The organism is Arthrobacter globiformis NBRC 12137 (genome assembly GCF_000238915.1).
GTDB lineage: Bacteria > Actinomycetota > Actinomycetes > Actinomycetales > Micrococcaceae > Arthrobacter > Arthrobacter globiformis.
The window spans coordinates 174,334-195,699 of sequence record NZ_BAEG01000085.1; the positions used below are offsets into that span (position 1 = coordinate 174,334).

Sequence of the window (21,366 nt, forward strand, 5' to 3'; positions counted from 1 at the left end):
CCATGACCGATACGAATGATTCCCGCGGGCGCCAGCTGCCCCGGGCGTTTGCCGCCGACATTCCCACCGACCTTGCGGCCGGCCGGGCGGTTGAACTCGCCGAGATTTACGCTCTGGACGCCATCAGCGACGCCGAGCGGGAAGCCATCGACACCTACGTCGGCGGCGCTCCCGAGGCTGAACGCGCCTCCTTCAACGAACGCGTCCGCCAGGCCAGGGAGACGCTGGCAATGTCCTTTACGGCCGAGGAGGAGCCGCCTGCGGACCTGTTCGCCAGGATCGTTGCGCAGCTTCCCGAGCAGCCGGCCAGGGCACAGGCCCCCAGGAGGGAAGCCGCCGCGGAGGGGCCCGCCGCGCCGGCAGCCGTGCCGACGGCGGAGCCGGCCCCCGCTGGCGACGAACTTTCCGCTGCGCGCCAGCGCCGTGACGTACGACGCCGGCCGGCCGGCCTTCGGAACTGGCTGATCGGGGTTGCGGCTGCTGCCGTGATCGCGCTCGGCGGTGTGGGCATCGGCGCCTATGTGGCCAACCAGAACGATCCGTTCAACCAGGTTATCGAGGCGCAAGACGCGCGCCAGGCGACTGTCGACGTCAACGGCGGAGGCACGGCGACGGTTTCGATCTCGCCGTCGCATGATGCGCTGGTGGTGCGGATGAAGGATGTGCCGCCACCGCCCGCGGGCAAGGTGTACCAGATGTGGCTGATTCCCAAGGATGGCTCCACTCCCGTCTCTCAGGGACTGATGGATGCAGAGGCGTTGTCGAAGCCGGCCCTGGTCAAGGGCATCGGCTCGGCCGCTGCGCTCGGCATCACGGTTGAGCCTGCCGGCGGATCGGCTACGCCGACCCTTCCTACCGTGGCTGCCGCACCGCTGAACACCTGACACCCAGTGCCTGAACCGGGCCGCCTGATGCAGGCTTGACGTTGACGTTGCGTCAACTTCTACGCTGGAGGCATGAAGCAGGAAGAACTCCGGAGCTGGTCCATTGCCGAACTGGCGAAGCTGAGCAGGGTCTCCTCAAGGACCCTCAGGCACTACGACCAGGTGGGACTGCTGCCGCCTGCCTACACCGGGCACAACGGCTACCGCTACTACACGCAGCCTGAGTTGCTGCGTCTTCAGCGGATCCTGCTTCTCCGTGAACTTGGCCTGGGCCTTGGAACCATAGGCCAGGTCCTGGACGGCCAGGCAGACCAGCTGGATGCGCTGAGCGTGCACCGGAAGTGGCTGCTGGCAGAGCGCGACCGCCTGGACCGGATGGCCCGGACCGTGGGGGCAACCATATCGGCACTGCAGCAAGGAGACGCCATGTCAGGCGAGGAAATTTTCAAGGATTTCGACACCAACCCGTACGAGGAGGAGGCCCGCCAGAGGTGGGGCGACCAGGCCGTTGCGGACAGCAAGGCGCGGCACGCAGCGCTGAGCGCTGCCGACAAGCAGGCCTTCATGGCCGAAGCCGGGGCGATCAACGAAGAGCTGGCCCGATGCGTGGACGCCGGCTTGCCGGCGGACGACGCCCGGGTGCAGGCCGCCGTCGAACGCCATTACCGGTGGATCTGCGTCAGCTGGACGCCGAACGCGGACAGCTACGTCGGCCTGGGCCGGATGTACGTCGAGGACCCGCGGTTCACCGCGTTCTACGACAAGAGCCGCGCAGGCCTCGCCTCCTACCTTCTGGAGGGGATCACGGTCTACGCGGCGTCCCGGCTCAGCGCGGCCGGAGGCCAAAGCACAGCCTAGAAACCGGCGATGGTCCCCGGACCATTGACCATGACCACGTGGAAGGCCTCTGCGCTCCGGCCGTCGGGCAGTCCCGCACGTCCGGCGTTTGCCTGCATGCCGCGCCGCACGGTAGCCTCCATGGCCTCTGCGTCGGGGTGCTGGCTGACGTGCACGTGGATGGCCTCGAGCTTGCTCTCCACATGCTCCGTGACGTCCACGAAGTGGTTTTCCCGTTCCTCCGGACCGGCGTAAAGCCACAGCCACGGAAGCTTGAAGGCCTCGAGGCCCGCCTCGGCGAGGTCCGGGTACGCGAAGGGGTTTTCCACCGCCGGGTAAACGGCACGGGTCACGGCCTCCCCCACCGCCAGATGGTCCGGATGGCTTTTCTGGATGCGCTTCCAGTTACGCTCCGGATGCATGGAAAGCACGACGTCGGGCCGGACTTCGCGGATCAGCTTCACCACTCCGCGCATCACCTCGTGGTTCGGCTCAAGGTACCCGTCCCGCTGGTGCAGGTAGTGGATATCCGTGACGCCGACGAGGGCCGCGGCCCGTTCCTGCTCGGCCGCCCTGAGGGCGATGATTTCGGCGCGCTGCGCCGGGTCGAAGCCGCCGGCGTCGCCGTCGGTCATGATGCAGTAGCTGACCTCGACGCCGGCCGCCGTCCACGCGGCGATGGTGCCGGCGGCGCCGAAATCGACGTCGTCGGGATGGGCTGAGAAACAGAGCACCCGCTCAATCCGGTGCTGTTCCGGATTGAACGGGCTCTGCGCTGGTGCAGCGTTTGGGGTCAACGATTCAGCCCTTGCGCTTCTTGATTTCTTCAGTAGCCTGCGGGAGCACCTGGAAGAGGTCGCCGACGATGCCGAAGTCCGCGATTTCGAACACCGGCGATTCGGCGTCCTTGTTCACGGCGACGATGACCTTGGCGGTCTGCATGCCGGCCTTCTGCTGGATGGCGCCGGAGATGCCGGCGGAAATGTAGAGCTGCGGCGAGACGGTCTTGCCGGTCTGGCCGACCTGGGCGTCGTGGCTGATCCAGCCGGCGTCCGTTGCCGCGCGGGAGGCGCCCACGGCCGCGCCCAGTGCATCCGCCAGCTCTTCCACGGGGCCGAAGTCGCCGTCGAGGCCGCGTCCGCCGGCCACGACGATGCGCGCGTCGGTGAGGTCGGGGCGGCCACTGGCGACCTTCTGTTCCCGGGAGGTGATGCGGGCTGCCGCGGCCGTGGCGTCGGCAGGAGCGTCAACGGTCACGGTTTCCGGTGTGCCGGGAGCGGTCGCAGGCTCGGGGTCCACGGTGTTGGCCTTCACGGACAGCACGGTGACCGCGGTGGTGGCCTTCGCCGTCGTGGTGTACGAACCGGCGAGCACCGACTTGTGGGCGGTGCCGTCGGCGTCGATCGCGACGACGTCGGTGATGACGCCCGCGCTCAGCCGGATGCCGAGCCGCGCCGCGATTTCCTTGCCCTCGGGCGAGTTCTCGAGCAGGACTGTGGTGGCGCCTGACTTGTCCGCCACGGTGGCCAGGAAGGCGGCCTTCGGCGCGACGAGGTAGTCGTCGAGGTCCGCTGCGGACGGCCGGAAGACGGTGGCCGCACCGTAGGCACCCAGGGTGCCGGCGACGTCGTCGGACAGTTCGCCGTTGACTGCCACAGCGGTTTCCCCGAGGGAGCGGGCGATGGTGAGGAGTTCCAGGCTGCTCTTCTTCAGAGCCTGCCCGGGGTTGTCAATGAATACCAGTACGTTTGCCATGTTGTGGAGTCCTCTTAGAGCAGCTTCTGGGCGGCCAGGAAGTCAACCAGCTTGATGCCGGCGTCGCCTTCGTCCGTGATGATGGTGCCGGCAGTGCGCGGCGGGCGTTCCTCGGCGGCCGTCACGCGCGTCCAGGATCCGGAGTGGCCCACCTGGGAGGAATCGACCCCGATGTCAGCCAGGGAAAGAGTGGTGATGCTCTTGCGCTTGGCCGCGATGATGCCCTTGAAGTTGGGGTAGCGCGGTTCGTTGATCTGGTCGGTCACGGAAACCACCGCGGGCAGGGACGCCTCAACCGTCTCCGAGTGGGTGTCAGCATCACGGCGCGCCGAGACACGTCCGCCGTCCACGTCCAGGGAGGAGGCGAAGGTAACCTGCGGAAGACCCAGACGCTCCGCGAGCTGCGCGGGCACCAGGGACGTCTCGCCGTCTGTGGAGGCCATGCCGGTCAGCACGAGGTCCACCGGGCTGTCGGCGCCGAGGTGGCGGACTGCCGCTGCGAGCGCCAGGGAGGTTGCCGCTGCGTCCGAGCCTGCCAGCGCGGCGTCGGTGAGGTGCACGCCCTCGGTGGCGCCGATCTGCAGGGACTTCTTGATGGCATTCACGGCACCGGCAGGTCCCATGCTCAACGCGATCACTTTGTTGCCGGCCTTGGCACCCCCGCGCGCTTCGGCAAGCTGCAGCGCAGCCTCGAGGGCGTACTCATCCAGTTCGGACAGGATGCTTTCGTCGCGGTCCGTGGTGTGGCCCTCGCCGCTGAGGTGCCGGTCGAACTGGGCGTCCGGCACATGCTTGACCAGGACGACGATCTTCAATGTCTCTTCCACTGTATTTACAGCAGCCTTCCGTGCTTGTGGATAGCCAGCCGGGTGAGGTCATGGCCGTGGAACGCCCGGGATACGGGTAGCTCCTAGCTAACCATATTGGGCCCGTCATATGACGTCCCGTTAACGCCTGTGTCAAAGGCCCTGAGTCAACGGGCTGAGCCAACGGCAGGAACGACGACGGCGGGCCGCACCTCCCTGGAACTCAAGAGGTGCGGCCCGCCGTCGTACTGTGCGCAGTTCCTGCTGTGCGGCTGCCTACTGCTCTGCTGCAGCGCCGAGCGTGACGTCCAGCTGCTGCTCGCGGCCGTTGCGCAGGACCGTGATCTTCACCGAGGAGCCGGCGGGCTGCTCACGGACAGCTGCCGTCAGCTGGTTCGGGTCACTGATGGCCAGGTCATTGAAGCGCGTCACCACGTCGCCCACCTTGATCCCGGCCTTCGCCGCCGCCGAGCCCTGCTCCACCGAGGCCACGTCGGCTCCGGTCGAGAACCCGGCATCCGATGCCGACTTCGCCTGCACGCTCACGCCAAGCTGGCCGTGGGTGGCCTTGCCGTTGTCGATGATTTCCTGGGCCACGCGCTTTGCATTGTTGATCGGGATGCTGAAGCCCACGCCGATGTTGCCTGTTCCGCTTGCAGCGGAGCTGCCGCCGGCCGAGGCGATCGCGACGTTCATGCCGATCACTTCTCCCTTGTTGTTCACCAGCGCGCCACCGGAGTTGCCCGGGTTGATCGCCGCATCGGTCTGGATGACGTTGATGGCGATCGATCCCTTGCTGGCCGAGCTCTGGCTCTGCCCCTGGCCCGGAGGAGCGAACTCGAAGCCCTGGTCGCCGCCCTGGGAGTTGTCCGTCCCCTCCTTCGGGGCCGCCGAGGACGCGACACTGATGGTCCTGTTCAGCGTGGAGACGATGCCATCCGTTACGGTGCCGGTGAGGCCCAGCGGGGAACCGATGGCAACAGCCGTGTCCCCGACGTTCAGCTTGCTGGAATCACCGAGCGCAGCCGGAGTGAGGCCCGACGGGTTGTCCACCTTGATGACCGCGAGGTCGGAGAGCGGGTCGGTACCAACAACCTTGGCGGAGAGAACGCGGCCGTCGTTCGTGCGAATTTGGATGTCCGCGCTCGCGGTGGTGCCATCCAGCGTCACCACGTGGGTGTTGGTGAGGACGTGGCCCTGGTCGTCGAGGATGATCCCGGAGCCGGTGCCGCCCTCGCTGCCACTGGTGGCCTTGATGGTCACCACGCTCGGTGATGCCTTGACGGCTGCGGCCGTGATCTCGTTGACCGAGTCCTGGTTGTTGACGATCACCGTTCCGGGCTGGCTGCCGGAACTGGCCGCCGGCGCGGTGCCGCCGCCGTCGAACAGGTTGCCGGAGCCCACCGTCGCAACCCCGCCACCCACGAGCCCCGCGGCCAGGATGCTGGCAACGAGCGTGCCGACGCCGAACGTCGCTTTGCGCTTGGGCTGGCTGGCCCGGTTGTCCTGGAAAGCGGGATGGGTGTTGTGCGGGGAGTACTGGGCACCGGCGGGCTGGGGAGCCGGCGCCGACTGCTGCCCGTAGAAGGGGGCGTGCTGGGGGTAAACGGGGTGCGGACCGCCGGTACGCTGCTGCTGCAAGTTATCGCGGCTCTCCGCGGGGCTGCCATACGGCCGGCCTTCGTCTGGCTGGCCTGCCCGGGGCTGCCCTTCGCTTGGCTGGCCAGCGCGTGAGTGGTCTGTGTCCTGCGCCGGCCGGTACAACGGCCGGGTGGGGTTGCTGCCGGAGTCCAGGCGTACCGTGGGGTTCTCGGAACCATCGCCGGTGCGGAATTCGCCGTCCTGGTGTGCAGAAGGCTGGAGACCCTCATCGGGCTCACGCCGAGGGGTCGGATCAACAGGGCGCCCTGAAGGATCTCGGTTCTCAGGTGCTGCGCCCGGTACTGGGTGCTCAGTCATTGGACTTCCTTTCATCCGCGTCTGTATTAACTATGGACGATCGGACTGAAACTAAAACGGACGTTTGCTGGGAGGTTCCTGAATGCCCTCCGTGACGGTGTGACTGCCGGTGTTCTCAACGGCCACTTAGGTCTCCAGCGCTTTTCGCTGGTGGCATATTCCCCGCCGTGGACGGTCCTGCTGGTGCACCATAGAATCAAGAAGAATTGCCACAGCGACCTGCGGCTTTACACCCGGCGTGGGGGCGCTGCTGCATTCTGTGACGGCTGTTCGTCCCGAACCAGCCGCGGCGTGCTGAAGGGTTGCCATGCGGTCAATGTTGAAACGTGTACTCGCCGTGATCGGCCTGACTGGAATGTTGGTGGCTCCGGCCGCCGCAGCCTGGGCCGAGGATCCGGTAAACATCCCCTCCGGCCAAAACATCGTCGACGACGCGAACGTCCTCGGCGGCCGCAAGGGCGAAGTTGAGGAATCCATCCAGAAGCTCCTCAAGGACCACAAGTACAACCTGTACGTGGTCACTGTTAAGTCGTTTGAAAATCCGGCTGACCCTGCCGCTTGGGGTAATACCGTCGCAAAGCAAAAGGGCATGGGCCCCGCTGACGTGATCCTCGCCATCGCCACCGAGCAGGGCAAATACTACTTCGCGCCCAATAGCTCCAGCGAAATCTACCCCAAACGGACCACCATCACGCAGAACGCCATCGCGGCCAACCTCGGTGCGGGCAAGAAGGACTTTGCCCAGGCGGCCATTGACACCGCGGCCGCCATCGGTGACGCTGCGGACGGCGGAAGCGGAACCGTCCCCTCCGGTGCTGGCGCAGGCACGGCCGTCCTCGTGGGCGCCGGAATCGTCGCAGCCGGCGGCGCGGGCACATATCTTTACCTGCGCAACAGGCGGAAGAAGGCCGGCCAGGCGTCCAGCGCAAGCTACGGCCCGCAGGGCGCCGAACTCGATCCCCTGGCCGGAATGAGCATCGAAGACCTGCGCAGGAAGAGCGGCTCCCTGCTGATTGAGGCAGACGACGCGATCAAGTCGAGCGAGCAGGAACTGGGCTTCGCCGAGGCGCAATACGGGGAAGCGGCCGTGGGCAACTTCACCAAGGCGCTCCAGGAGGCGAAGGCGCACATGTCCGAGTCGTTCAAGCTCCAGCAGCAGCTGGACGACCACATCCCCGATACCGAAGAACAGCAGCGCAGCTGGCTCGGAGAAATCATCCGGAGGTCGGAGGCTGCCCTTTCCTCCCTGCAGGAGCAGAAGGCGGACTTCGACTCGCTGCGCGAGCTCGAGAAGAATGCACCGCAGGCTCTCGCCGCGGTGGACACCGGCGCTGCCGAGGCCGATGCGAAGATCGCCCGGGCCGACCAGACCCTGGCGGAACTGCGCGGCAAGTACGCGGATACCGCCCTGGCACAGATCTCGGACAACATCACCCAGGCCAAAGAGCGTCTTGCCTTCGTGCAGAATGCCAGCGCCACGGCCCGCGAAAAGCTCGCGTCCGGAGAAGGAAGCCTCGCTGCGGTGGCCGTCCGGGCAGCAGAGGAGAGCCTGCACCAGACCAACGTGCTGCTGGACGCTATCTCCAAGGTCGCCGGCAACCTGGACTCGGCCCGTGAGGGACTGGAGTCCGCCGTTGTGGACACGTCCCAGGACCTTGCGCAGGCACGGGCTATGATCCAGTCCGGCGCACACCCGGAGCTTGAGGGGCCAGTAGCTGGCGTCGAAGCGGCCCTCGCCCGTGTGAAGAGCGAAATTCAGAACGGCAAGATTGATCCCATCGCCACTCTCGAGCGGGTCGAGTCGGCGCACCAGGCCCTCGACCAGGCGCTGGGCGGGATCCGGGACCAGCAGGAGCAGGCACGTAGGGCGCAGGCTTCACTGCAGCAGACCATCATGTCGGCGCAGGCGCAGATCAGCGCCACCTCGGACTACATCACGGCCCGCCGCGGCGGCGTCGGCACGGAAGCGCGGACCCGGCTGGCGGAAGCCCAGCGCAACCTCGATTACGCGCTGTCCATCTCCCGCAACGACCCCGTGACTGCACTGACCTACGCGCAGCAGGCGCATGCGCTGGCTGCCCAGGCGGCCCAGCTGGCCCAGTCCGACGTCGACAGCTTCGGCTACGCCAACCAGGGGTACGGCCAGGGGTACGGGCGCGGCGGCATGTTCGGCGGCGGCGGAGGCGGCGGCCTCGGCGGTGCCATCCTCGGCGGCATCCTCATCAACTCCATCCTGAACGGCGGCAGCGGCGGCGGCTGGGGCGGCGGCCACAGCGATGGCGGTGGCTGGGGCGGCGACTCAGGCGGTGACTTCGGCGGAGGAGACTTCGGCGGGGGTGACTTCGGCGGCGGGGACTCGGGCAGTTTCTAGCCAGCAAGACTAAGCGCCGGCCCGTTCGATTGGGCCGGCGGGTAGAAGCGGTACATCAACTGTTCACTGAATTCAGTGGGAAACACTGAGCAGGACGAAAGGTAACACCATGAAGCAGTCCATATTCGGCCGCATGGCGCAGCTGGCAAAGGCCAACATCAACTCGCTGCTGGACCAGGCCGAGGACCCGCAGAAGATGCTGGACCAGATGGTCCGGGACTACACCAACAACATCGCCGAAGCCGAGTCCGCGGTGGCCCAGACCATCGGCAACCTGCGCATGCTTCAGGACGACTACAACGAGGACATCAAGAACGCGCAGGACTGGGGCAACAAAGCCCTGGCCGCCTCCCGCAAGGCCGACGAGTACCGCGCGGGCGGCAATGCGGCCGACGCCCAGAAATTCGACAACCTGGCCAAGGTGGCCCTGCAGCGCCAGATGTCGTCGGAGAACGAAGCGAAGGCCGCCGAGCCGAACATCGCCTCCCAGACCGAGGTCGTGGACCGCCTCAAGACCGGGCTGGACCAGATGAAGGGGAAGCTGAACCAGCTCACCAGCAAGCGCAACGAGCTCGTGGCCCGGTCCAAGACGGCCGCCGCCCAGTCGCAGGTCCACGACGCGCTCAAGAGCATCGATTTCATGGATCCCACCAGCGAGGTGGGCCGCTTCGAAGAAAAGATCCGTCGAGAAGAGGCCAAGGTCCGCGGCCAGCAGGAACTTGCCGCGTCGAGCCTCGATGCGCAGTTCAACCAGCTCGAGGACCTAGGCGAGCAGACCGAGATCGAGGCCCGGCTTGCGGCGCTCAAGTCAGGCAACTCCAAGCCCGCCATCGGGGCCGGCGGCACCGCGGCACCGGCATCGTCGTCCACGGTGGACGAGGCGGGTTTCGACAAGCTGTAAGGCACATACTGAACCGGAGTCGCGGGCAGCGTCACCGGTAGAGGCCGGGATCCACAGGGGTCCCGGCCTCTGCCGTCTCCGGGCCGTGTAGCGTGAAAGCATGGCCTCCACTATTGTCTGGCTCCGGGACGACCTCCGACTCGACGACAACCCAGCCCTCGCCGCCGCGGCCGCGCTGCCGGATCCCGTAACCGTTGTCTACATCCTCGACGAGCACTCCCCTGGCATCCGCCCGCTGGGTGCTGCGGCAAGGTGGTGGCTTCACCATTCCCTGTCCGCCCTCGGCGCCAGCCTCGAGGCGCGCGGGTCGCGGCTGCTGCTCCGCCGCGGCGCCGCCGCGTCGGCCATCGAGGAGCTGGCCGCCGAGACCGGCGCCGGAAGACTGTTCTGGAACCGGCGGTACGGCCAGCCGGAGCGGAGCATCGACGCAGGTGTCAAGGAGTGGGCTGCCGGGCAGGGCATTGAGGCCACCAGCTTCCAGGCAAACCTGCTGTTCGAGCCGTGGACAGTGCGCACCGGCTCGGGCGGGCCGTACAAGGTCTTCACGCCGTTCTGGCGCACCTGCCTGGCTGGCGCCGAACCCCGCCTTCCCGCCGATCCCCCGGACCACTTGCCGCAGCCGGCCGCCGGAACGTCCGGCCGCCCGCCTGCCGGTGACCGGCTGGACAGCTGGCGGCTCCTCCCCCGGCGGCCGGACTGGAGCGGCGGCCTCGCCGCGGCCTGGACTCCCGGCGAGGATGGCGCCCACGAACGCCTGGAAGATTTCCTGGACGGTCCCGTGGAGGACTACGGCAAGGGACGGGACCTGCCGGGCGTCGAGGGCACCAGCCGTCTCTCACCGCACCTTCGCTTCGGTGAGATCAGTCCCTTCCGCGTCTGGCATTCCCTCCGGGAACAGTTCCCGCGCCATGCACCAGCCGACGTCGGGATCTTCCGGAGCGAGCTGGGCTGGCGTGAATTCTGCTGGCAGCTGCTGTACGAAAATCCTGACCTGGCCACGCAGAACTACCGCCGGGAGTTCGACCACTTTGCCTGGCAAACGCCGTCGGACGCTGAACTGGAGGCCTGGCAACAGGGGCGCACCGGCTACCCCCTGGTGGACGCCGGTATGCGGCAGCTGTGGCAGACCGGCTGGATGCACAACAGGGTCCGGATGGCTGCGGCGTCATTCCTGGTGAAAAACATGCTTGCCGACTGGCGGGTGGGCGAAGCCTGGTTCTGGGACACCCTCGTCGACGCCGACGCGGCCAACAACCCGGCCAACTGGCAGTGGGTTGCGGGCTCAGGCGCGGACGCCTCCCCTTACTTCCGGATCTTCAATCCGGTGACGCAAAGCAAGAAGTTCGACGCCGGAGGAAGTTACCTTCGCGGCTACGTCCCGGAACTGGCGGACCTGGATGACCGCACCGTGCACGAGCCGTGGAAGAACCCGTCGGCGGCTCCCGGCTACCCGGAGCCACTGGTGGGCCTCCAGGAATCCCGGGAACGGGCGCTGGAGACCTACCAGCGGCTCAAGGAGGGGTGAAGCGGCTAGCGGCTGGTGACCTTGCCCATGAGCGACGCGATGGGGCGCAGGAACAGCGGCCGGGCCAGGAACCATGCCGCAACCATGACCGCGACTGATGCCACGAAGAACCAGAAACCGACCCAGCTCACGTCGTCGCTCCCGCCGTACATGTGGTTGAGGTTCCGTAGCGCGCCCGTGGCCAGAACCAGGAATACGTGCACCACAATGAAGGCCACGAAGTAAATCATCACCGGGAAGTGCACTGCGCGGGCGGCCTCGATGGGGAAGGCCTTGTTCAGCCCGTTCGCCTTTTTCGGCCACACGGCGGACATCCGCAGGCCGGTGATGAAGGCCAGCGGGGCAGCGATGAACACCGTCGCGAAGTACGTCAGCAGCTGCAGGGCGTTGTAGTTGACCCAGCCGTTCTCCGTGGGCCAGTTCAGCGAGGCGTACTGCAGGGCGGCCGAGACGGCGTTCGGGAAAACATCCCAGGACGTGGGGACGATCCGGGTCCACTGGCCGGTCGCAAACAGCAGGATCACAAAGACGAGCCCGTTCAGAATCCACAGCACATCCAGCGTCAGGTGGAACCAGAGTTCCAGGCTGATCTTGCTGGGAGCCGTCTTGGTCCTGATGAGGCCCTTGTTGTTTCGGGTCCAGTAGCCGCCGGGACGGGTGCTGGTGCGGACCTGCCAGCCCGAACGGATGATGAGCAGCAGGAAGAAGGCGTTCAGGAAATGCTGCCAGGCCAGCCACGCAGGGAAGCCGACAGGGGCGCCGGCAGGAAGCTCCGAATGCCCCGGGTACGAAGCCAGGAAGGACTGTACGCCGGAAAGGCCGGTGGCCCACTTTGCGAGCAGAACCACCACCACTGCAGCCACGAGGACCGCCGGCACGGTCCAGTAAATCCTGGACCGCTTGCCTTTCGCAGCGCCGGTTTTGTTCTTCGTTGTGGACATCGAAACTACATTCCTCTCGAGGATGACTGAGTCGGGCATCTGCCGCGCAGAAGCGCTCGGGCCCTGCGAAAGAGAATACTAGGAACAGCCAATACGTGAACAAAAGCTACCGGGAAAAGCAAGAGACCCCGACCGGCTTGTCACCGGTCGGGGCCTCTTCATGGTTGCGGGGACAGGATTTGAACCTGTGACCTCTGGGTTATGAGCCCAGCGAGCTACCGAACTGCTCCACCCCGCGTCGCTTGATCAACTGTACCCTACTTTCGCGGCCGCTTTGACCACGGCCGCTGCGCCCGGACCGGGCGGCACTCCGGGGAGTGCAACCGTCAGCCGGACAGCAAAAAACCCGGACCACCAAACGGTGATCCGGGTTTTTTTCTTCAGTTGCGGGGACAGGATTTGAACCTGTGACCTCTGGGTTATGAGCCCAGCGAGCTACCGAACTGCTCCACCCCGCGTCGCAAGAACTACTCTACCGGCCGGTGAACAGGAGGCCAAATCCAAACGACGTGATCTGCGTCTCCGCCAAAGCGAAAGGCCGGCCCATCCCCTTTTGCGGGGAGGGCCGGCCTCTTCTCACTCGGCTGTCGGTCAGCTGCTGGGTGACGGGGTAGGCGTAGCTGACGGCGACGTCGGGGTGCTGGCCGTTCCGGTACCGGCAATCCTCGCCTCGGCATCGAGCGCCTTCTTCAGCGCATCCGACAGTTTCTTCTGCTCGTCGCCGTACGCCGCGAAGTCGCCCTTCGCCAGCGCTTCCTGGCCCGCCTTGATCGCGGCGTTGGCTTCGTCCAGGGCTGCCTTCAGCGCCGCCCTGGCATCCGCCGAGCCCGTTGAAGGCGGCGTGGTGCCCGGAGACGTCGGCGTCTTGCCGTTTGTCGCGTCTCCGGCCTGGGCCCCTGACCGGCCGCCGAACAGCTGGTTCAGGGCCGCATCCAATGTGGGAGCGAAGCCGATCTTGTCACCGAACGCCACGAGCACGCGCTGCAGCGTCGGGTAGGACGTTTCGCCTGTGGACCGCAGGTACACGGGCTGGATGTAGAGCATTCCGCGGCCGGCGGGAAGCGTCAGCAGGTTGCCGTTAAGCACATCCGAGGCACCCTGGCGCAGCAGGTTCAGCGCTTGGGAGACCGTGGGGTCCGAGTTGAACTTGTTCTGCGCCTGGCCGGGGCCGGGAACCTGGGCTTCCGGCGGAACCTGCAGGAGCCGCAACTGTCCGTAGCTTTCCGCCTTCACGCCCTTCTTGGAGCCCGCGTCGGAATCGGCCGCGAGGAATCCGTAGAGGACGTTGCGGGCGTTGTTGTTGACCACCTGCGGAATGTAGGAGGAGGTGAGTTGGAACGCGGGGGCCTTCTGGTCCGGCATCTGCAGCGACATGTAGAACGGAGGCTGCTTCACTTCCTGGGACACGGTGGGATCGTTCGGAACGCTCCACGCGTCGTCGTTCTTGTAGAAGCTCACGGGATCGGTCACGTGGTAGCGGCCAAGGAGCTCACGCTGCACCTTGAACAGGTCCTCCGGGTAGCGGACGTGGCTCATGACCGCGGCCGACATCTCCGAGTAGGGCTTCAGGGTGGAAGGGAACACCTTCTGCCAGGCCTTCAGGAGCGGATCCTGGTCATCCCAGGCGTAGAGCGTGACGGAACCGTCGTACGCGTCCACAGTGGCCTTAACCGAGTTGCGGATGTAGTTGACGGAGCTGTTGGGCAGCGCCACGTTGCGCCCCGCGGTGGTTTGTGAATCCGTGGTGGCGTCGGAAAGCTGTTCCTGCTGCGAGTACGGGTAGTACTGGCTGGTGGTATAGCCATCGACGATCCACTTGACCCGTCCGTCAACGACGGCCGGGTAAGCGTTGCCATCGACCGTCAGGTACGGCGCCACCTTCTGCACGCGTTCCCGCGGGTTGCGTTCGTACAGGATCTGGGAGGCTTCGTTCACGCCGTCGGACAGCAGCAGGTCAGAGGACTGGAACTTGATCGAGTACAGGACCTTGTTGAAGAAGCTGCCGACGTTCGGGCCGCCGTTTCCGGTGAACGTGTACTGTGTCTCGCCGCCCTCCCTGGAGGCCGGACGGTCCTGTTCGCGGGGCGAAGCGCCTTCCGGCGCGCCCACGATCGAGTAGTCCGGGGAGTCCTCACCGAAGTAGATCCGGGGTTCGTAGGTCTTGTCGTTGCCGAGGACGCCGGTGGACGGGATGCCGGACTGCAGGAACTCCGGCTTTCCGTCGGCCGTGAACTTGTTGCCCTTCGCGGCAACAACACCGTAGCCGTGGGTGTACACGACATGGCGGTTCAGCCAGGACTGTTGGTCGGCACTCAGGCCGTCCGGGTTCAGCTCGCGCACGGCGATGACGGTGTCCTGCATCTTGCCGTCCACCATGTACCGGTCGACGTTGAGCGCCTTGGGGAACTGGTAGTACGGGCGGAACTGTTCAAGCTGTGAGAAGGCATCCGAGATGAGATTCGGATCCAGGAGCCGGATGTTTGCTGTGGTCTGCGCGTCCGGGGCAAGGGCGCCGGCCGTGGTGGTGGTGGTGGCGTTGTACCGCTCCACCTTCACCTGGTCCAGGCCGTAGGCTGCCCGCGTCATGCCGATGTTGCGCTCGATGTACTTCCGTTCCAGGGTCTGCTCGGAAGGGCGGACCTGGAACTGCTGGATGACCCACGGGTAGACACCGCCGGCCAGGATGGAGGTGATGACCAGCATCGCCGTACCGATGACCGGAAGCCGCCATTTGCCGATGACGGCAGCGACGATGAAGAGGATGGCCACGAGGGCCGCCGCCACGGCCAGGATCGCCTTCGTGGGGATGACGGCGTTGACGTCGGTGTACAGGGCGCCCGCCCAGCGGCCGCCGCTGTTCTGCAGTGCCGAGTAGCGGTCCAGCCAGAAGTTGATGCCCAGCAGGATCAGGAATGAGGCGCCGGTGACGGCGAGGTGGATCTGCGCGGCGCGGCTGGTGAAGATGCCGCGCTCCATGATCCTGATGCTGCCGTAGAGGTAGTGCGTGAGAATGCCCGCAATGCCGGCCACGATCGCCACGCTGATCAGGAATCCGGTGACGAAGCCCAGGAACGGCAGCGTCATCAGGTAGAAGCCGATGTCGAGCCCGAACTCAGGATCCTTCTGGCCGAAGGACTCCTGGTTGAAGAACAGCATGACCTTCTGCCACTGGCTGGAGGCGGCGCTGCCGGCGAAGAGCCCGAACAGCACGGGCAGCCCGACCATGACCACCCGCCGGACGGGTTCCAGCTGCGCCTGGTAGCGGTTGAGGTTATCCCGGATTTCGGAGTCCGGCGCGTACACCGGCCGGGCGTGGTACGCGATGCGGATCGCATAAAACACGGCCGCGAACATGAGGAGGAAGCCGGCGGCAAAAATGCCGATCCTCGCCAGGTTCTCCGTCAGGAACACCTGGAAGTAGCCCAACTGCTGGTACCACAGGACGTCCGTCCACACATTGGCGAAGAAGATGAACCCGACAACAACCAGCGCAACGACGATGAGCGTGGGCGTCAAAGCACCGCGCCTTGTCTGGAGTTTTCCGGGCGGGGTGGGGCTGGCAGGACGGGACAAACTCGTACCTCATAGCTTTTTAGTTGCTGTTCTTTAATTTTAAGTTGTGGAGGGCCTGCATAGCGCCGGCACCGGCTGTCAATTAGTGCCACGAGCGGACCGGAGCCTTAGTTCCTCGATTTAGTCTAGTTGTTGGTGCAGGCCGGAAGTCCCGACGTGTCGGCACCCTTGGCGGCCAACTCCACGGCGGACTTTGCTTCGTCCAGGTTTTCCACCTTGACCACCTGCAGCCCGTCCGGAACATGCCCTACAACCTCCGCGCAGTTCGCCGCCGGGGCCAGGAACATAGAGGCACCGTCAGCCCGGGCACCGTGCATCTTCACCGCGATACCGCCGATCGGGCCAACCACGCCGTCGGGGCTGATGGTGCCGGTCCCCGCGATGTGCTTTCCGCCGGTGAGATTTCCGGGCGTCAGGGTGTCCATGATGCCCAGGGCGAACATCATCCCGGCACTCGGGCCGCCCACCTTGTCCAGGGAAATCTTCACGTCGAACGGGAAAGTGAAGCGGTACTGCAGAAGTACGCCCAGGATGTACCGCCCGGAGGGGTTCTTCGCCGGCGTCACGGTTTCCGTGATCTGCTTGCCGTCCCGGCTTACGACGACGACGGCCGGCTTCCCCTTTCCGGCGGCGAGTTCTTCCTGGATCACCTCCAGTGAGGTGACAGCTTTGGCGTTGATGGACGTGAAGACGTCACCCTTCTGCAGCTTGCCCTGCGCGGCCGAGCCCTCGGACAGGTCCGCCACTTCAAGCTTCTGCCCGTAAGGAATTTCGAGCCCCTTCAGGGCCGCCGCCACAGCGTTCTCCTGCGACGTGGCCATGGCCACGGCACTCTCCTGCTGCGATTCCTCCTTGGTTACGCCAGTCGGGAAGATCAGTTCCTCGGGGTACACCGCCTTGGAGTCGTCAAGCCACGCCGAGAACGCCTCAAAGACGCTGACGGGACCGTTGGGACCGCCGTCGACATAGACAGTGGTGAGATCGAGGTTTCCCTTGGCCGGGAATGTCTCGCGGCCGGAAACGCTGATCACGGGCTTCGTATTTTCCATGCCCAGTGTGTTGAATGTGGGCCCGGGCGATTCCACCACATACGGGACCGGCAGGACCGCGGCCGTCACGCCCAGCCCGAGCGCAAGAAGCCCGGACAGTGCCATCGCGGAGATGCGGGGATCCCTCCCCCGGACGCGCCGGGACCGTCGGGAATCCTCAGTTCCATCGGGATTCCCGCCACCGGCGGCGGGCGCCGGGGACTCCTCTGCGGGCTGGCCGCCCTTGGTAATCGTCACTGAAGGACCTCTCCGCACCGCGTCGTTCAGCGCTGCACCGCGGCCGCAGCCCGGCGGACGGCCGGGCGCAGCCTACATACGTTCCGGCTTCTAACACTACGCGTCCCGGCCTGGCGTTAGCTCTTTGCCTACAGCGAACGTCCCTGCTTTCGGCAGACAGCCGCTCCCGCACAGGGGTAGCGTGAAAGTTGATTAATAGTCACACACCGACGATCGGCGGGATCATGACCTCCAATCCACTCAATCCGTCCAACGGCGACGAAAATCCAAAGGATCCGCTGGCGGAGATGCTGCAGAACCTCATGGGCGGCAAGGGCCTGGGTGACATCGACCCCGCCGAACTGGCCAAAGCCGCCGGGCTGCCCAACGATCCCAACCTGCTGGCCCAGATGTTCTCCCAGGTGCAGGCCATGATGAGCGCGCCTTCGGAAGGCCCCGTCAACTGGAAACTCGCCCACGACAACGCCCGCCGGGTGGCCGCCGGCAGCTCCGACCCCTCCGTCACGTCCGCACAGTCCCGCGAAGTGGATGAGGCGCTGCGGCTTGCAGAGCTCTGGCTGGACCAGGTCACGGACCTGCCCGCTACCGGCCTCATCGGCAAGGCCTGGTCCCGCGCCGAATGGGTCGAGGAAACACTCGGCACCTGGAAGCGGCTGACGGAGCCCGTGGCCAACAGCGTGGCCAACGCCCTCTCCACCGCCATGACGGAGCAGATGCCGGAGGAGATGAAGTCCATGATGGGCGGCGCCTCGTCCATGCTGCAGAACGTTGGCGGCGCCATCTTCGGCATGCAGCTGGGCCAGGCCATCGGAGCACTCTCCACCGACGTGGTTAGCTCCACGGACATCGGCGTTCCGCTGGCCGACCTGGAGATGGCGCTGCTTCCCGGCAACGTGGCCAAGTTCGGCGAGGGGCTCAGCCTGCCCGAGAACGACATCCGGCTCTTCCTTGCCGTCCGCGAGGCGGCACACGCCCGTCTGTTCGTCCAGGTTCCGTGGCTTCGCGGGCATCTGCTGGGCGCCATTGAGGCCTACGCCCGCGGCATTCACATCGACACGTCGCGGATCGAGGAGCTCGCCCGGGACCTTGACCCGAGCAACCCGGAGGGTATCCAGGAAGCCCTGTCGCAGGGCGTCTTCATGCCGCAGCGCACGCCGGAACAGGACCAGGCACTGCAGAAGCTGGAGACCGCGCTGGCGCTCGTCGAGGGCTGGGTGGACGAGCTCACCGCTGCGGCCACGGAAAAGGTTCTTCCTTCCGCTGCAGCGCTGCGCGAAACGGTCCGCCGCCGCCGCGCCACTGGCGGCCCTGCGGAACATGCGTTCGCGTCCCTCGTCGGGCTGGAGCTGCGGCCCCGCCGCCTCCGCGAAGCCGCCACACTGTGGGCATCGCTCAAAGCCGAGCGCGGCATCGACGGCCGCGACGCCATCTGGAAGCATCCGGACCTGCTCCCCACGGCCGAGGATCTTGACGATCCCAAGGGGTTCAGCGAACGCCGCAAGCTCGCCGAGGCCAGTGACAGCGAAGTGGACGACGCCCTCCAGAAGCTGTTGAACGGCGGTTTTGACAGCCCCGCCGACACCGAAGGCGAAAAGGCCGACGGCGAAAAGACGGACGAGGGCGACGAGGGCGACGCTCCGAAGAGCTAGCCGGACCCGCTGGTTGAGCGGTTGGGGAGCGAAGCCCAAGTTTCGAAGCTCAACCAGCGGTCTTTAAAAAGCCGGTTCCTCTGCTTCGCCGGGCGCCAGACCGCGCGACGTGGCAAACGACACGCCCTCCAGGAAAGCCTTGGCACGTTCCGTTTCGGGGTAGGCCTCCAGCAGTTTCCAGAACGCCGCGTTATGCCCAGCCACCAGCAGGTGCGCCAGTTCATGCAGCAGCACATAGTCGATGACCCACTGCGGCATGGGCCGGAGCTTGTCGGACAGCCGGATGGACCCGTCCGAAGGGGTGGCCGAGCCCCAGCGGGAGTTTTGGTTGCTGACCCACCGGACCGATGTCGGGGCCGACCTGCCGCCGAGGTACCTGGCCGAAAGCTCCGCAGCGTGTGCGGCCAGCGCCGCGTCCGAGGAAGGCCGGCGCCCCGCACCGCTGGAACGCTTCTCCCCCTGGGTCCGGAGCTTCTCCAGCATCCGGTGAACCCAGTCCGCTTCCTGCGCCCTGCTGAAGTGGGCGGGGATTGCGACGACGGCGGTACCGTTCTCCCAGAAGGCCGCGACTGTACGGCGGCGCCGCGCGGAGCGGCGGACCTCTACCGGCGCCCCGTCGTGGGTGGTCAGGGGCGTGGGGGTCTCTTGTTTTCCTGGCATCAGAAGGTGCTGCTTTCCGTCAGCACCGCGAGGACTGCTTCGCCGTACCGCTCCAGTTTGGACGGGCCAACGCCGGCGAGCTTGGCCAGTTCCTCAAGGGAGGACGGCCGGGCCTCGGCGATGGCGGTGAGGGTTGCGTCGGTGAAAACCACGAAGGCCGGGACGTCGGCGGACTGTGCCACATCCTTCCTCCACTCACGGAGGGCGTTGAACGTCTGCTCTTCATAGCTGGGCGGGCACTGGCTGCAGCGCCCCACCTTCCGCTCGGCCCCGCTGGCCAGCATGCTGCCGCAGACACGGCAGGATGCGGGGGCGGCCGCCTTGCGGCGCGGCGCTGCTCCCCTCCCCCGGGCGGCAGAGGTTGCCACCGAGTCCGGGCGCAGCCCGTCGAGGAAGCGGGACGGCTTCCGGTTGGCGCGGCCGCCGGGAGTCCGGGCGGTGGACCAGGAGAGGGACAGGTGCTCACGGGCGCGGGTAATGCCCACGTAGAGCAGCCGGCGTTCCTCGTCCACCGCGGCGGGAGTATCTGCAAAGGAGATGGGCATGAGGCCTTCGCTCATCCCCACGAGGAATACTGCGTCCCATTCAAGGCCCTTCGCCGCGTGCAGGGACGCCAGCGTGACCCCCTGGACGGTCGGGGCATGCTGGGCAACAGAGCGCTCCTGAAGCTCGTTGACGAAGTCAGCCAGGCCGAACTGCGGCCCCCGGTTCTGCGCCAACTCGTCCGCCAGGGCCACCAGCGCGGCAAGGGATTCCCAGCGTTCCCGCAGGGCGCCGCCACTGTGCGGGGCGGTGTCCGTGTAGCCAAGTGACGCCACGATGTCGCGCACCAGCTGCCCGAGCGGCTGGGGCTCGGACTCGGAAACGGCACGGGTGGCTGCCCGGAGCTGGAGGATCGCGTCACGGACCTCCTTCCGGGCAAAGAACCGCTCGCCGCCGCGCAGCTGGTAGCCGATCCCGGCGGATGCCAGAGCCTGCTCATAGGCTTCTGACTGGCCGTTAGTGCGGAACAGGACGGCGATCTCACTCGCCGGCACACCGTCGTCGAGGAGGGCGCGGATCTTGCCCGCGACCGTTGCAGCCTCGGCTTCGTCGTCAGTGCATTCGGTGAATTGCGGCTGGGGTCCCGGGGTCCGCTGGGCCACCAGCTTCAGGGGCGCGGCCCACGCGGCGTCTGCCGCCGGACCGCCGCTCCGCCGTGAGGCCAAGAGATCGTTGGCCAGCTTGACCACCTGCGGAGTGGACCGGTAGTCCCGGACCAGCTTGACCACGTTTGCGTCCGGGTACTGGGCCTTGAATCCGAGGAGGTGCTTCGGGGACGCTCCCGTGAACGAGTAGATGGTCTGGCTGGCGTCACCCACGACGCACAGCTCGTTGCGGCCGCCAAGCCACAGTTCCAGGAGCCGCTGCTGCAGCGGGGAAACGTCCTGGTATTCGTCCACCACGAAGTGCCGGTACTGCTCCCGGACGGTCGCTGCCACCTTCGGGTCTTCCTGCAGGATGCCCACCGTAATCAGGAGGACGTCCTCGAAGTCGATGACGTTGCGGTCAGTTTTGACGTCCTCGTAGGCCTGGAACACCCGGGCCACGGCTGTGAGGTCAAAGCCTCCCGGCGCGCCCCTGTCCTGCGCGTTTTCCAGGTAGTTGGCGGGGGTGAGCATGGACACCTTGGCCCACTCGATTTCGGACGCCAGGTCCCGGATGGAGGCACGGTCAGTGGTCAGCCGGAGCCGGCGGGCGGCCTCGGCGATCATCTGCGCCTTGTGGTCCAGCAGGTTGGGCAGCGCCCCGCCCACCGCCTGCGGCCAGAAAAACTGCAGCTGCCGCAACGCGGCCGCATGAAACGTCCTGGCCTGCACGTTTCCGACTCCGAGGTCGCGGAGCCGGCTGCGCATTTCCGCTGCCGCGCGCGCCGTGAACGTGACCGCCAGCAGCCGCTGCGGGCTGTACACCCCCGAGTGAACGCCGTAGGCGATCCTGTGGGTGATGGCGCGGGTCTTGCCGGTGCCGGCTCCGGCGAGCACGCAGAGCGGGCCGGTCAGGGTGGTGGCCACTTCCCGCTGCTCCGCGTCGAGTCCGCCAAGGATCCGGTCCTCCAGGGAGGCATTGCCATCAGGAATTTCTGTCGTCACTTCTTGCTGCTTGCTTTTATGGGGATGGATGGGCCGCTCCGCCATGGAGACGTCGACGGGAGGTGTGGTGCCGCGCGGGCGTAACTG

General features: G+C 66.3%; 15 protein-coding genes and 2 tRNA genes. 6 read left to right on the forward strand and 11 right to left on the reverse strand.

Going from position 1 to position 21,366, the window contains the following annotated elements; translation table 11 throughout:
* The first annotated feature begins 2 nt into the window (after positions 1 to 2).
* Together ARGLB_RS17455 and ARGLB_RS17460 are read left to right on the forward strand one after the other, a co-directional pair.
* Positions 3 to 884: an anti-sigma factor gene (locus ARGLB_RS17455; RefSeq protein WP_003805028.1), complete on the forward strand. Its 882-nt coding sequence runs from the start codon at positions 3 to 5 to the stop codon at positions 882 to 884.
* A 72-nt stretch (positions 885 to 956) separates the two neighbouring features.
* A complete protein-coding gene (locus ARGLB_RS17460) occupies positions 957 to 1,742 on the forward strand; it encodes a MerR family transcriptional regulator (protein WP_003805029.1) in 786 nt (261 codons plus the stop codon).
* Here ARGLB_RS17460 and ARGLB_RS17465 read toward each other — a convergent pair.
* From ARGLB_RS17465 to ARGLB_RS17480, 4 genes are all read right to left on the reverse strand, one after another.
* Entirely contained in the window at positions 1,739 to 2,518 is a 780-nt protein-coding gene (locus ARGLB_RS17465; RefSeq protein ID WP_003805030.1) for a PIG-L deacetylase family protein, read from the reverse strand. The two genes, ARGLB_RS17460 and ARGLB_RS17465, sit on opposite strands and share 4 nt — an antisense overlap.
* A gap of 4 nt (positions 2,519 to 2,522) precedes the next feature.
* A complete protein-coding gene (locus tag ARGLB_RS17470; protein WP_003805031.1) occupies positions 2,523 to 3,476 on the reverse strand; it encodes an electron transfer flavoprotein subunit alpha/FixB family protein in 954 nt (317 codons plus the stop codon).
* A 14-nt stretch (positions 3,477 to 3,490) separates the two neighbouring features.
* Entirely contained in the window at positions 3,491 to 4,291 is an 801-nt protein-coding gene (locus tag ARGLB_RS17475) for an electron transfer flavoprotein subunit beta/FixA family protein (protein WP_003805032.1), read from the reverse strand.
* 267 nt (positions 4,292 to 4,558) lie between these two features.
* Complete coding sequence (locus ARGLB_RS17480; RefSeq protein WP_003805033.1) at positions 4,559 to 6,241, reverse strand: trypsin-like peptidase domain-containing protein; 1,683 nt, start codon at positions 6,239 to 6,241, stop codon at positions 4,559 to 4,561.
* 307 nt (positions 6,242 to 6,548) lie between these two features.
* Here ARGLB_RS17480 and ARGLB_RS17485 point away from each other — a divergent pair, with 307 nt between their 5' ends.
* From ARGLB_RS17485 to ARGLB_RS17495, 3 genes are all read left to right on the forward strand, one after another.
* Complete coding sequence (locus ARGLB_RS17485; RefSeq protein WP_003805034.1) at positions 6,549 to 8,612, forward strand: TPM domain-containing protein; 2,064 nt, start codon at positions 6,549 to 6,551, stop codon at positions 8,610 to 8,612.
* A 109-nt stretch (positions 8,613 to 8,721) separates the two neighbouring features.
* On the forward strand, positions 8,722 to 9,513 hold the full coding sequence (locus ARGLB_RS17490; protein ID WP_003805035.1) for a PspA/IM30 family protein: 792 nt from the start codon (positions 8,722 to 8,724) through the stop codon (positions 9,511 to 9,513).
* 100 nt (positions 9,514 to 9,613) lie between these two features.
* Positions 9,614 to 11,038 (forward strand): cryptochrome/photolyase family protein, encoded by a 1,425-nt coding sequence (locus ARGLB_RS17495; RefSeq protein ID WP_003805036.1) that lies wholly within the window; start codon positions 9,614 to 9,616, stop codon positions 11,036 to 11,038.
* 5 nt (positions 11,039 to 11,043) lie between these two features.
* On the opposite strand, the gene ARGLB_RS17500 is transcribed toward ARGLB_RS17495, so the two are convergent.
* The 5 genes from ARGLB_RS17500 to ARGLB_RS17520 all read right to left on the reverse strand — a co-directional run bounded on the left by ARGLB_RS17500 (position 11,044) and on the right by ARGLB_RS17520 (position 16,838).
* Positions 11,044 to 11,979, reverse strand: coding sequence for a cytochrome b/b6 domain-containing protein (locus tag ARGLB_RS17500; protein ID WP_003805038.1), 936 nt, complete (start codon positions 11,977 to 11,979; stop codon positions 11,044 to 11,046).
* A gap of 161 nt (positions 11,980 to 12,140) precedes the next feature.
* A tRNA-Met gene (locus ARGLB_RS17505) sits at positions 12,141 to 12,217 on the reverse strand.
* Between the two features lie 146 nt (positions 12,218 to 12,363).
* Positions 12,364 to 12,437, reverse strand: a tRNA-Met gene (locus ARGLB_RS17510).
* 133 nt (positions 12,438 to 12,570) lie between these two features.
* Entirely contained in the window at positions 12,571 to 15,552 is a 2,982-nt protein-coding gene (locus ARGLB_RS17515) for a UPF0182 family membrane protein (protein ID WP_083839688.1), read from the reverse strand.
* A 125-nt stretch (positions 15,553 to 15,677) separates the two neighbouring features.
* The gene (locus ARGLB_RS17520; protein WP_003805042.1) at positions 15,678 to 16,838 is read right to left on the reverse strand and encodes a YlbL family protein; all 1,161 of its coding nucleotides are present in this window, start codon (positions 16,836 to 16,838) and stop codon (positions 15,678 to 15,680) included.
* A gap of 224 nt (positions 16,839 to 17,062) precedes the next feature.
* On the opposite strand from ARGLB_RS17520, the gene ARGLB_RS17525 reads away from it, so the two are divergent.
* Positions 17,063 to 18,487 carry a zinc-dependent metalloprotease gene (locus tag ARGLB_RS17525; RefSeq protein ID WP_003805044.1) on the forward strand — a complete coding sequence of 475 codons (1,425 nt, stop codon included), beginning with the start codon at positions 17,063 to 17,065 and terminating at the stop codon, positions 18,485 to 18,487.
* Positions 18,488 to 18,550: 63 nt separating this feature from the next.
* Here the strand turns inward: ARGLB_RS17525 and ARGLB_RS17530 are convergent, their stop codons facing one another.
* Positions 18,551 to 19,147: a M48 metallopeptidase family protein gene (locus tag ARGLB_RS17530; protein WP_003805045.1), complete on the reverse strand. Its 597-nt coding sequence runs from the start codon at positions 19,145 to 19,147 to the stop codon at positions 18,551 to 18,553.
* A complete protein-coding gene (locus tag ARGLB_RS17535; RefSeq protein WP_003805048.1) occupies positions 19,147 to 21,279 on the reverse strand; it encodes an ATP-dependent helicase in 2,133 nt (710 codons plus the stop codon). Before ARGLB_RS17535 ends, ARGLB_RS17530 begins: the two co-directional genes overlap by 1 nt.
* Positions 21,280 to 21,366: the final 87 nt, after the last annotated feature.

Excerpts from the sequence above, each read along its gene's own strand:
- ARGLB_RS17455 (WP_003805028.1), top strand. The coding sequence starts at position 3 with ATGACCGATACGAATGATTCCCGCGGGCGCCAGCTGCCCCGGGCGTTT.
- ARGLB_RS17460 (WP_003805029.1), top strand. The coding sequence starts at position 957 with ATGAAGCAGGAAGAACTCCGGAGCTGGTCCATTGCCGAACTGGCGAAG.
- ARGLB_RS17470 (WP_003805031.1), bottom strand. The coding sequence starts at position 3,476 with ATGGCAAACGTACTGGTATTCATTGACAACCCCGGGCAGGCTCTGAAG.
- ARGLB_RS17480 (WP_003805033.1), bottom strand. The coding sequence starts at position 6,241 with ATGACTGAGCACCCAGTACCGGGCGCAGCACCTGAGAACCGAGATCCT.
- ARGLB_RS17485 (WP_003805034.1), top strand. The coding sequence starts at position 6,549 with ATGCGGTCAATGTTGAAACGTGTACTCGCCGTGATCGGCCTGACTGGA.
- ARGLB_RS17490 (WP_003805035.1), top strand. The coding sequence starts at position 8,722 with ATGAAGCAGTCCATATTCGGCCGCATGGCGCAGCTGGCAAAGGCCAAC.
- ARGLB_RS17495 (WP_003805036.1), top strand. The coding sequence starts at position 9,614 with ATGGCCTCCACTATTGTCTGGCTCCGGGACGACCTCCGACTCGACGAC.
- ARGLB_RS17500 (WP_003805038.1), bottom strand. The coding sequence starts at position 11,979 with ATGTCCACAACGAAGAACAAAACCGGCGCTGCGAAAGGCAAGCGGTCC.
- ARGLB_RS17525 (WP_003805044.1), top strand. The coding sequence starts at position 17,063 with ATGACCTCCAATCCACTCAATCCGTCCAACGGCGACGAAAATCCAAAG.
- ARGLB_RS17530 (WP_003805045.1), bottom strand. The coding sequence starts at position 19,147 with ATGCCAGGAAAACAAGAGACCCCCACGCCCCTGACCACCCACGACGGG.